This is a genomic window from Halorubrum sp. Boch-26, from assembly GCF_029889805.1.
Taxonomy (GTDB): domain Archaea; phylum Halobacteriota; class Halobacteria; order Halobacteriales; family Haloferacaceae; genus Halorubrum.
The window spans coordinates 1-10,992 of record NZ_JARANT010000093.1; the positions used below are offsets into that span (position 1 = coordinate 1).

The 10,992-nt window shown below is 67.9% G+C and carries 12 protein-coding genes; 8 read left to right on the forward strand and 4 right to left on the reverse strand.

Translation table 11 applies throughout. The features are described from left to right. The 3 genes from OQF71_RS12000 to OQF71_RS12010 all read right to left on the reverse strand — a co-directional run. A partial coding sequence (locus tag OQF71_RS12000) for an FAD-dependent oxidoreductase (protein ID WP_280587950.1) occupies positions 1-637 on the reverse strand: 637 nt, incomplete at its 3' end. Then, positions 634-1,905 carry an ABC transporter substrate-binding protein gene (locus OQF71_RS12005; RefSeq protein WP_280587951.1) on the reverse strand — a complete coding sequence of 424 codons (1,272 nt, stop codon included), beginning with the start codon at positions 1,903-1,905 and terminating at the stop codon, positions 634-636. The genes OQF71_RS12000 and OQF71_RS12005, both read right to left, overlap by 4 nt. A gap of 481 nt (positions 1,906-2,386) precedes the next feature. Further along, the gene (locus tag OQF71_RS12010) at positions 2,387-2,893 is read right to left on the reverse strand and encodes a low molecular weight phosphatase family protein (protein ID WP_280587952.1); all 507 of its coding nucleotides are present in this window, start codon (positions 2,891-2,893) and stop codon (positions 2,387-2,389) included. 593 nt (positions 2,894-3,486) lie between these two features. Here OQF71_RS12010 and OQF71_RS12015 point away from each other — a divergent pair. From OQF71_RS12015 to OQF71_RS12030, 4 genes are all read left to right on the forward strand, one after another. Beyond that, entirely contained in the window at positions 3,487-4,407 is a 921-nt protein-coding gene (locus tag OQF71_RS12015; protein WP_280587953.1) for an extracellular solute-binding protein, read from the forward strand. Next, a complete protein-coding gene (locus OQF71_RS12020) occupies positions 4,404-5,225 on the forward strand; it encodes an ABC transporter permease (RefSeq protein WP_280587954.1) in 822 nt (273 codons plus the stop codon). The genes OQF71_RS12015 and OQF71_RS12020 overlap by 4 nt, the downstream gene beginning before the upstream one ends. Continuing rightward, on the forward strand, positions 5,222-6,361 hold the full coding sequence (locus tag OQF71_RS12025; RefSeq protein WP_280587955.1) for an ABC transporter ATP-binding protein: 1,140 nt from the start codon (positions 5,222-5,224) through the stop codon (positions 6,359-6,361). Before OQF71_RS12020 ends, OQF71_RS12025 begins: the two co-directional genes overlap by 4 nt. 381 nt (positions 6,362-6,742) lie before the next feature. Next, positions 6,743-7,075, forward strand: a complete 333-nt coding sequence (locus OQF71_RS12030) for a hypothetical protein (protein WP_280587956.1) — start codon at positions 6,743-6,745, stop codon at positions 7,073-7,075. A gap of 53 nt (positions 7,076-7,128) precedes the next feature. Here OQF71_RS12030 and OQF71_RS12035 read toward each other — a convergent pair whose 3' ends face one another. Then, entirely contained in the window at positions 7,129-8,043 is a 915-nt protein-coding gene (locus OQF71_RS12035; RefSeq protein ID WP_280587957.1) for a serine/threonine-protein kinase RIO2, read from the reverse strand. Positions 8,044-8,188: 145 nt separating this feature from the next. Between OQF71_RS12035 and OQF71_RS12040 the strand changes: the two genes are divergently transcribed. The 4 genes from OQF71_RS12040 to OQF71_RS12055 all read left to right on the forward strand — a co-directional run. Beyond that, positions 8,189-9,088, forward strand: coding sequence for a biotin/lipoate A/B protein ligase family protein (locus OQF71_RS12040; RefSeq protein ID WP_280587958.1), 900 nt, complete (start codon positions 8,189-8,191; stop codon positions 9,086-9,088). 52 nt (positions 9,089-9,140) lie between these two features. Continuing rightward, the gene (locus OQF71_RS12045) at positions 9,141-10,016 is read left to right on the forward strand and encodes a deoxyribonuclease IV (protein WP_280587959.1); all 876 of its coding nucleotides are present in this window, start codon (positions 9,141-9,143) and stop codon (positions 10,014-10,016) included. Positions 10,017-10,106: 90 nt separating this feature from the next. Further along, positions 10,107-10,589 (forward strand): hypothetical protein, encoded by a 483-nt coding sequence (locus OQF71_RS12050; protein ID WP_280587960.1) that lies wholly within the window; start codon positions 10,107-10,109, stop codon positions 10,587-10,589. A 64-nt stretch (positions 10,590-10,653) separates the two neighbouring features. Then, on the forward strand, positions 10,654-10,992 hold a 339-nt coding region (locus OQF71_RS12055; RefSeq protein ID WP_280587961.1), incomplete at its 3' end, for a methyltransferase domain-containing protein.

Here is a 10,992-nt window from a genome sequence, read left to right on the forward strand (position 1 = left end):
CTTCGTCGCGCTGCCACCCCACACCATCAGCCCCCACCAGCCACCAGCCATCGCCGGCCCGCGCGTCGGCGACGACCCGCTTGCCGACGCGGGCGCCCCGGCCGGCCGCCGTGACGACCTGGCGGTCGGCCGTCGACGGCGACGCGACGTAGAGCCCGTCGACCGGCGTCGTCCCGTCGCGGTCGGCGTACTCGCGGTCGAAGCCCTCGTGGGTCTCGTCGCCGTGCTCGTGGACCGCGAACATCGCCTCGTCGTCGTCGAGCCCGCGGAGGTACTCCGCGCCGTACCGCGTCGCCGAGATCACGCGACGGGTCGTGACCGGCTCGCCCTCCTGCGGCGCGACGCGGAAGCCGGCCGCGTCGTCACTCTCCCGGCGGTCGACGGATTCGACGAGGTCGGCGACGATCGAGCACCCCGCCCGCTCCGCGTGGGCGTGCGCGAGGTCGGTGAACGTCTCGACGTCGATACCGGCGGGGAATCCGAGGTAGTTCTCCAAGTGCGCGCAGCGCGCGAGCGACGACCGGCCGCGGTCGAAGGCGGCGACATCGAGGCCCTCGCGGGCGGCGAAAATCGCCGCCGAGCAGCCCGCGGGCCCGCCGCCGACCACGACGACGTCGTGATCGACGGGGGCGCTCATTCGGCCCCTCCGGAGACGATCGCGGCGACCTCGTCGCGGTCGAACAGCCGTTCGCTCGCCGGTATCTCCGGGTAGTCGTCGCCGTACTCGTATCCCGGCCACTCGCCGAACCGCTCCGGGAACAGCTGCTTCGCGGTCATCTCCAGCTGAAACAGGTTCATGATCGGCCCCTGCACCGGGTCGCCGGAGGGGTAGAAGCGGTCGTTCTCGATCGCGGAGAGCCGGCCGGCGACCGGATGGTCGGCGAGATCCTCGCGGACCCCGCCGACGTCGTAGTAGGAGGCGATCCCGTACTGGTGGAGGACGACGTCGGGGTCGACTTCGAGCAGCCGCTCGTGGTCGTAGGCCGTCTCGTAGGTGACCTCGTCCGCGGCGAAGGCGTCGGGGACGTCGAACGGACGGATGTGCGCGTTCGCGAAGCCCGGCACGTCGGTCCGGGAGGGGTAGTAGGTCCCGTCCATGTAGAGGAGCGCGGCGACCGTCGGCCGCTCCTCGGCGGGCGGGAGGTCGCTTCGGACCGTCTCGATCAGATCCTCGCGGACCGCGTCGAGCGCGGCGAAGCGCTCCTCCTCGCGGAAGGCGGCGGCGACGCGCTCGCCGATCTCGGGGAGCGTGTAGTACGCGTACTCGTCGCGGCACGGCTCCGGCGGCTCCGAGTGACGCCGGCTGTAGATGTTCCCGAACCACGGCCCGACGTTGTCGCGGATTTCGGCCGCGTCGTCCTCGCTCCAGCCGTCGAAGGAGACGAACAGACACGGATCCGCGAGATGGAGGTCGGAGTCGAGCTCGTAGAGGAGCTCGCGGTCGACGGAGATACCGCCGCCGGAGCCCGTGTTGAGCTGCGCGAGCCCCTCGCGGTCGAAGGAGACGCCGTCGAGCCCGGCGTAGTAAGCGTCGAGCGTGTTCCCACCGGCGTCCGCGTCGAACCCGAGCGAGTTCACCGCGTCGCCGTGACCGAGCGCGACCGCCAAGTCGGCGTACAGCAGGCTGTACACCATGACGTCCTCCGGGACCGCGTCGAACGCGACCTCCCCCGCCGGCGCCAGTTCCGCCGTGTACGACTCGGTGGAGTCACCGTCGCCGGAATCGCCCTCGCCAGATGACCCGTCGCCCGATGACCCATCGCCCGCGGAGCCGTCGTCGGCTTCAGACCCATTCGGCTCCGAGTCCGCCCCGGTACACCCGGCGAGCAGTCCCACCCCGACGGTCCCGCAGTGCCTGAGCGCGTCGCGTCGCGTCGCGGCGGGTCGGTCCGCGTCTGGTTCCATATGTTTAGGCTACCCTAAAGAATTAAAGTAGTTTCGAATCTTAGGCCCGCCTAAACGCGCGTCCGGCACAGCGGGTTGCGCGCAGAGTCGCTCGGGAGCGGTCGAGGTGGCAGCCGACCGGGGAAGCGGCGGCGGCCCACGATCTCGGAGCGAGAAGTCGACAGTGGTCACGTCGGCGCGAGGAGCGACGAGAGACGCGGTTCGAAATGGGAGAACGCGTCTCCGTCTCGGCGTGGAACGGGTGGGGGCGTGCGGGGCGCGCGAGGCTGATCCGATGGCGGAGTCAACGGTGACTCACCCGGCGCTCGCTTCCGGAACCGAGTCCGAGACAGATCGCGTTTGGAGGTATCGAGTCCTTACGGCTGTTAGTTAGACGCATTCGCAGCGAGCTGACGCCCGGTAAACGAGCAGATCTGGTTCACGGGACGACGTGTTGAGCCGGTTGCGATCAACACGAGATTCTCACGCGTCCGTGTTCGAGCTAAATAGACAGGGTATCTCGGAGCGCCGCAACGATTCCGCCCGACGAGTCCGTTGATGCGCGCTCTTTTTCGGCACGTCGCTCGACTTCGTCGAACAGGGTTTCCACTCTGGTCTCGGTCTCGTCTCGAACCCCGCGGACGGTCTCTCTATCCCGTCCGTCGGGATTCGTGAGGTCCCATTCGAGCGACTCGACGCCGTACCGGGCGGGATTGAACTCCGAGATATAACAGCCCATCGTAATCAGGTAGTCGCTCTCCCTGAGTTGGTCGAGGTCGGCAACGTGCGTTGGGGTCTCGCTGCCGATGTCAATCCCGACCTCGTCCATCGTCCGTACGACTTCCGCGTGGACGGTCTCGGCCGGATCTGTCCCGCCCGAATGGATCTCAACGACACCCTCCAAGCCTCGTTCAGCGCGCTCGCGCTCGGCGAAGGCGGCCGCAATTTGGCTCCGTCCCGCATTGTGAACACAGACGAAGTCGAGCCGGAGCCGCCCGTTGGATACCATGCCGAGTTGTGAGTACATACAAACAAGAACGTTGATATGTGATACACACACACATACGTATTCTCCTCGACACCCGAATTGTGACCGACAACGACCGGCCGCAGTCGTCGAAAATACGCCCGAAGACGGGGAGTTCACCGGATCCGAACCGCCTCTGTCAAGCGAAGTCGCCCGGGATTCACGCCGGGAGGCGTACCCGGAGAGGAACTGCAACGCTCCGGATCGGTCCGAGGGAACGACGATCCCGATCCCGCGATGCAAGAGAGACGAGAGGTGGCGAGCCCGTCGTCTCCGACGGCGACTCGGAACCGGCGCGGGCGTTCCGCGAGCTCGCCGAGGGGACGACGGATCAGGTCGGTCGAGTGCGGCGTCGCTCGCACGCCGACAGTGCAGTCGAAACCGATCTGAACCCGTATGCCACGAGGGCCGTCTCGAGACCGCGATCGGCGGACGGTGCCCTTTCAGTTCGGCGTTGTAATCAAACGCGGTCGCAAGCGGCGTGAATTCACCCGATAAAGTAACCTATAAAAATTACATCTCACAGAATAGTGACGAGAGTAGGTTATATGCCGCTGGTCGCTGAAGGAGTCTACATGCAATCGCGTTCCCGACGGTCGCTCCTCGCAGCGCTCTCCGCCGGGTGTGGACTCGGGGCCGCCGGGTGGCTCGGCGGCGGCGATTCCGTCTCGGTCCTCGCCGCCGGGAGCCTCGCGGTCCTCGTCGACGATCACCTTGGGACGCAGTTCGAGTCCGAGACGGGGATCGGCTGTCGCGGGGAGTACTACGGCACGAACGCGGTGATGCGGATGGTAAAGGACGGCCGAAAGTATCCCGACGTGGTCGTGAGCGCGGACGCCGATCTGTTGCGCGATCGGCTCTACGACACGCATACCACGTGGGACGTCTCGTTGGCGTCCAACGCCGTCGGCATCGCCTACGCCCCCGACACGCGGTTCGGAGGACGGCTGGAGGCGGGCGACCCGTGGTACGAGGTCGCGCGCGACGCGGACGAGGGCGACCTCGCGATAAGCGACCCCGACCTCGACCCCCTCGGATACCGCGCCATCCACGCGTTCCGGCTGGCCGAGCGGGAACATGGGCTCGACGGCTTCGCCGAGGCGGTCGCCGACGCCGCCTATCGGGAGCCGCAGGAGCCGCAGCTGCTCGCCGGCGTCGAGACGGGGAAGCGCGCCGCCGCGGTCGTCTACCGGAACATGGCCGCGGACCACGGGCTTCCGTTTCACGCGTTCCCGGAGGCGTACGACTTCTCGAACCCGGAGTACGCCGACCGGTACGCCGAGGTCTCGTACACGACGGACGAGGGGTACACGGCGACCGGCAGGCCGATCGTGTACAACGCGACGGTGCTCGAGAGCGCGGACTCGCCGGCCGCCGGACGCGAGTTCGTCCGGTTCCTCGCGAACGCCGGCGGTCCCCTCCGCGAAAACGGGTTCGAGACGGAGGGATTCCCGAGAACGCACGGCGACGTTCCGGCCGAGGTGACGGGCGGATGAGCCTCGTCGATGCGACCCGCTCGGTCACGGGCTCCCGGCGGGTGCCGCCGCTGTTGGTCTTCGGCGGCCTCGGGGGGGTCCTGCTCGTGTACTTCGCGCTTCCCTTCGCGGTGTTTCTCGGCCGAATCGGCTCGGTCCCCGTCGTCGAGACCCTGCTGCAGACGGCGAGCCGGACGGCGGTCCGGAACTCGCTGCTCACCGCGCCGGCCGCCACCGCGATCGCGACCGCGTTCGGCGTTCCGCTCGCGTACGTCCTCGCACGCGAGACGTTCCCGGGAAAGCGGCTCATCGAGGCGCTCGTCGTGCTCCCGCTCGTCGTCCCGCCGGTCGTCGGCGGTGCGATGCTGCTCAGCGTGGTGGGCCGGTTCACGCCGATCGGCGCCGCCGCGGCGCGCGTGGGGCTGCCGCTGACGGACAGTCTCCTCGGCGTCGTCCTCGCACAGACGTTCGTCGCCGCGCCGTTCGTGGTGATCACCGCTCGCGCCGGGTTCGGCGCCGTCGACGAGCGCCTCGAACAGGCGTCCCGGTCGCTCGGATACGGGCCGCTAGCCACGTTCAGACGCGTGTCGCTCCCCCTCGCGAGCCGAGCGATCGTCGCCGGAATCGTGCTCACGTTCGCGCGGGCCATCGGCGAGTTCGGCGCCACGATGATGGTCGCGTACAACCCCCGGACGATGCCGACGCGCATCTGGGTCGACTTCATCGCCGGCGGCATCGACGCGATCGTCCCGCTCGCGCTCGCGCTGCTGGCGATCACGCTCGTCGTGGTCGCCACGGTACAGCGGTTCGCCGGGGTTCCGACCGTGGTGGAGCAATGACCCTCGAACTCGACGGCTTGAGCCATCGGTACGGGAACGAGCGCGCCCTCGACGACGTGTCGCTCGCCCTCGACGACGGGGAGCTCGTCGCGCTGCTCGGACCGAGCGGCTGCGGGAAGACGACCGTCGTCCAAGCGATCGCCGGACACCTCGACCCGACGGCGGGGCGGGTGTCGCTCCGCGGGACCGACGTCACCGGCGTCCCGCCGGAGGACCGAAACGTCGGGATCGTCTTCCAGCGATCGACGCTGTACCCCCACATGACCGTCGGCGAGAACGTCGCGTACGGGCTGAAAAGCGGCGATCTCACGGCCGAGCAGGTAAGCGAGCGCGTCGGTAGGTATCTCGAACTGGTCGAACTCGCCGACCGGCGTAATGCGTCTCCGAAGTCGCTGAGCGGGGGCGAGACCCGGCGCGTCGAACTCGCTCGCGCGCTCGCTCCCGAGCCGGACGTACTCCTGCTCGACGAGCCGCTGTCGGCGCTCGACAAGGGGCTCCGGGCGCGACTCCGCGACGAGATCGTCCGCATCCAGCAGCGGACCGGCGTGACGACGCTGTTCGTCACCCACGATCAGGAGGACGCGATGTCGGTCGCGGACCGGCTCGTCGTCCTCCGCGACGGGGCGGTCGTCGCGGCCGGAGCGCCCCGGCAACTCTACGAATCGCCGCCGAGTCGCTTCGTCGCGTCGTTCCTCGGACGCTCGAACGAACTCTCGGCGTGGGTCGACGGCGGCGACTCGCCGACGGTGAGGATCGGCGGGACCGAACTCGCGGCCGACACCGTGCCGAGCGAACTCGTCGGCGCGTCCCGGGCGGTCGTTCACGTCCGCCCGAGCGACCTGACGATGAGGCCCGCACCGCGGTCCGACGAGCCGTCGAGCGGGACCGGGACCGCGTCAGATCGGGCGGGCGCGTCGACCGATGGGGGGACGTCCGACGAGCGACCGGGAACGATCGAGATGCGCGGAACGGTAACACACGTCAGTGACGTGGGACGCCGCTACGACGCGCGCGTCGAGGTCGACTCCGGTGAGGTGGTGACCGTCGAGCGGGATCGCGACGGGCTCCGCGAGACCGACCGCGTGACCGTTACCGCCGCGGTGAGCGACCTCACGGCGTTTCCCACCTCTGAGTGAATCGCCGAATGAGGGTGAACAGCTGGACCGTGTGTAGGTCTGTACTTTAGGTAATTCTTCGTACGAGTAGGGAGAGGTATCGATTTGATCGGCTTGCCGCGCCAGCGCGATCCTCGCTCGCCGAGACTGGAGTAGTCAGCAATACGTTCGCTTAGACCAGATTCCGGGCAGATAAGTAGTTCACCCACGCCCCGACGGCTCGCTTCTCGATCTCGCGGGGGACGTCTTCGCGAAGCGACGGATCCGCACTACGGTAAAATATAACAGATCGTCCGTCGACCGACCGGCGGTTACAAGGACGGAGATGTTACGTGGTGTGTTAATTCTCAGTGACATGGAATCTGCGGCATAATTAGGGGTGTCTTAAATGAATATTCGTGTATGAAAACGAATTGGCAAGACACAGGTGGTCTCGTGGCAATCGGCCTACTGGTAATCGCGCTGGTGTTGACGGTGGCCGGTATCGAAACAATCGCGGGATACGAGGTGTTGGCCGCCGGACAAACGGCGTTCGGATTCCTCGCAGCGGGGAACTTCAGCCTCGGCGTTCTGTCCGCCGGGATCTTCTCTGTCGGGGTGTTCTCAGTCGGAGTGTTCTCGGTCGGAATATTCTCGATCGGAATCTTCGCTGTCGGCCCGTTTGCGTTCGGGATGTACGCGATCGGGTTCTACGCGTCGCAGCGGTACGGAAACTCCCCGGAGGGGGAACCATAGCGGACGAAGATCCTCCGGACGTGGCGGACAGATTTCGTATCGTACTATACGATTTATTCAACCGCGAACGCGCGAACCGTCTCGAACGAATCGTCGGCGATAGCGGCGGCGATACCTTCGATATCGGCCTCTCGGGGGACCTCGTGGGGATACTTCCGGCTGAAGTACCGCAGGAGGTTCGCGACGTCGCGTTCGAGGAACTCGCGGGCGTTCTCGTGATCGACGGGGACCGCCTGCGGCCAGTCGAATATCGTGACGCCGCTCTCCGCGACCGCGACGTTGTGTTCGGACATGTCGGCGTGGACCCAGCCGAGGTCGTACGCGGTCACGAGTTCGCGGAGGACTAAATCGAGGACCGCGGAAGCCTGTTCGGGCTCGAGTTTCGCGCGCGCGAGTTCCGCGCCGTCGAACTTGTCCATCACGATGGCGTGGCGGTTGTGGTCGACCGGCCGCGGCACGCTCACGTCGGGATACATCGCCTCCATCGCCTCGTACTCGCGTTCGGCCGCCTTGCGCGCGGTGTACATCCACGAGACGTGGTCGCGGTCGGCGGTGTACTCGCGCTCGCGGTTCACCTCGCGGAAGTTGGTGTACCCCTCGCGGTGGTACTTCAACGCGAGTGGCTTGAACGACTGGGCCTCGTACACGTCGCCCTCCTTGCCGAACCCCAGGGGCGAGCCCACGCCGTCGATGGTCTCGCGCTCGGCGAACGTGCGGAGCGCGAGGGCGTCGTACCCCTCGAAGGTGAGCTGGTACCCCTCGTACTGGATCGTCTTTCGCTGGATGAGCTCGCGGTCGAGACACCGGTCGATCCGGTAGTCGACCTCCTCGCGCGTGAGGTCGGCGTAGTCGGGGAGCTTGTCCCGACGGACCCACTCCGAGAACCGCATCCCCTGCTCGACGCCCGAGAGGAGATAGAAGTCCTCGGGCTCGAGCTCCGCCATGTCACCGGCCACGTTTCGAACCATACGGCCCTTACTCCGGCGATTCCTAAAAGGGACGCGCGTTCCGCGAGATCAATTTATAAATCACATTCCGCGATAGCAAATTCGACTTCGGCCGCCGTACCGCCCGAGCGCAACCGCTTTCGGGACGGCGGGCGGAGTGGCCCGCATGACTGCGCCGACGGGCGACTGGCGGCTGATCCGGGAGGAGGCCCGCTCGGGGCCGATGCAGATGGCGCTCGACGAGGTCGCCGCCGAGACGGCGGCGGCGGGCGGCCCCGCGACGGTCAGGACCTATCGGTGGGATCCGAGCTGTCTCACGCTCGGCTACCGGCAGGCCCCGGAGACGGTCGACTGGGCGGTCTGCGAGCGCGAGGGGATCGACGTGACCCGGCGGCAGACCGGCGGCGGCGGCATCTACCACGACGGGCGCGGGGATATCGCCTACTCGATCGCGGTGCCCGCCGCCGACGTGCCCGGCGAGCTGCTCGACTGCTATCACCTGCTCTGCGAGCCCGTCCTCGACGCGTTCGGCCGCCTCGGGATCGACGCGGGCTACGTCGAGGAGTCGGTGCCGGGGCTGTACCACCCCGCCTGCTACCTCCGGGAGCTGCATCCGGCTCACGACGTGGTGGCGGGGGGTGCGGGTGGAAACGGCGACGACCGCGACGCGACCGGCCGCCGGAAGGTCGCCGGCAACGCGCAGTACCGCAAGCGCGACGCCGTGATCCAGCACGGTTCGCTGACGTTCGCCGTCGAGGCGGAGCGTCACCTCGGCGTCTTTTCCGATCCGCCCGTTACGCCCGACGAATTCCGCGAGCGCGTCGTCGGAATGAACGAGCTGGCCGACATCGATCGGACGGACGCCGTGGCGGCGGTGGAGGCCGCCCTCGCCGCGTGGGTGAGCGGGGACGAGGGCGACGGCGAGACGGAGCGCGACGGAGGCGCGGTCGAACTCGACCGCGACGGGTCGTGGTCGAGCGCGGAGCTCGCGCGGGCCCAAGAGCTCGTCGAGACGAAGTACCGCGACGACGAGTGGGTGCGGACGCGACCCGGAAGCGGCCGGTAGGAGACCGCTCGATTTCCGAAGGGGCTTTTTCAGTCGACCACCTGCTAACCGTATGAGTCTCAAGCTCGGCGCCCACGTCTCGATCTCCGGTTCGAGAGCGTCTAACGATCCCGAAACGCCCCCGTACGGAAACATCGCGAACGCGGTGTTCAGACAGAAGCAGTTCGGCGGCAACTGCGGACAGATATTCACCCACTCGCCGCAGGTGTGGCAGGATCCGGACATCAGCGACGAAGAGGCCGAACAGTTCCGCGAGGGCACGAAGCGCGATCTGGAGGGGCCGTGGGTGATCCACACCTCCTACCTCGTCAACCTCTGTACGCCGAAGGAGGGGCTCCGCGAGAAGTCCCTCGACTCGATGCAGAAGGAGGTCGACGCGGCCGCGACGCTGGACATCCCGTACGTCAACGTCCACCTCGGGGCGCACACGGGGGCCGGCGTCGGCGGCGGCCTCGACAACGCCGCCTCGGTGATCGACGACGTGGACGTACCCGACGGGGTCACGATCCTGATCGAGAGCGACGCCGGCGCCGGGACGAAACTCGGCGGCGAGTTCGAGCACCTCGCGGGCGTCATCGACCGCACTGAGACCGACATCGACGTCTGCGTCGACACGGCCCACGCGTTCGCGGCGGGATACGACCTCTCAACGCCCGACGCGGTCGATCAGACGATCACCGAGTTCGATGACGCCGTCGGGTTAGAACACCTCGAATACATCCACCTCAACGACTCGAAGCACGCCTGCGGCACCAACAAAGACGAGCACGCCCACATCGGTGAAGGCCACATCGGCGAGGCGGGGATGGAGCGAATCGTCAATCATCCGGAGCTGGCTGACGTGCCGCTGGCGCTGGAGACGCCGACGGAGAACGGGAAGAGCTTCGCGTGGAACATCGAACGCGTCCGCGAACTGCGCGCGGAGTGACCCGTTACGAGGGAGGACGGAGCCGATCCGCGGAGTTCAGTTAATAACGTCCGACGCGCCTTTATGTACTCAGAGTCGTGATCCGCAGGTATGACCACCGCAGAGGCGCTTCTCATCGGTCGGCGGCGCCGGCTGGCCCTCACGATGGTCGGCGGGTTCGCCGCGGTCGTGGCGCTCTCGCTCGCGGTCGCGGTCGTCGCCGAGCGCGCGAACGTCCCCGCCGCGTCGGCGCTGACCGATCGGCTGGTGCCGTTACTGGTGTTTTACGCGCCGGCGCCTATCGCGGCCGTCGGCGGGTACGCGCGCTGCGGCGGCCCGGCGTGTCTCGCGGTGGGCGCGGTGCCCGCGGTCGTCTTCACCGCGCTCGTCGTCGTCGGGACGGTCTTCGGCGTGCCGGGCGTGGGCGCCGGCGACTCGCCGATCGGCGGGGTGACGATGGCGTTCGCGGCGGTCGGGCTGACCGGGGCGTTCGTCGGCTACTGCGCCGGCGTCACCGCCGCGCTCGTCGCTGATCTCGTCGGACTCGGGACCGACGGCGAGAACGCGGACGGCGACGCAGACGACGCGGAGTGAACCGATCCGCGCCCCGACGAGCGAGTTCCGCACGTTTAATCCGTCCCGCGTCGAACGCGGGGCCGTGCGACGCTTCTCCGCTGAGTACCTCGAACACACCCGACAGGGGATGTGGGCCGACGGCCGAGAGGCCATCGCGGACCTGGAGCTGTCGAGCCGCCGCCGCGTCCTCGACGCCGGCTGCGGCACCGGCGAGCTGACCCGCGTCCTCGACGCGGAGGCGGGCTCGGACGCGACCGTCGTGGGCGTCGACGCCGACCCCGACCTCCTGGCGGTCGCCCGCGAGGAGACAGGGCTGCCGTACGTCGCCGGCGACGCGACCCGGCTCCCCCTTCCGGACGACGCCGTCGTACTCGTCGTCGGTCTGGTCCGCCTCATCTACCTTTTCGATCGCGCGGCCGCG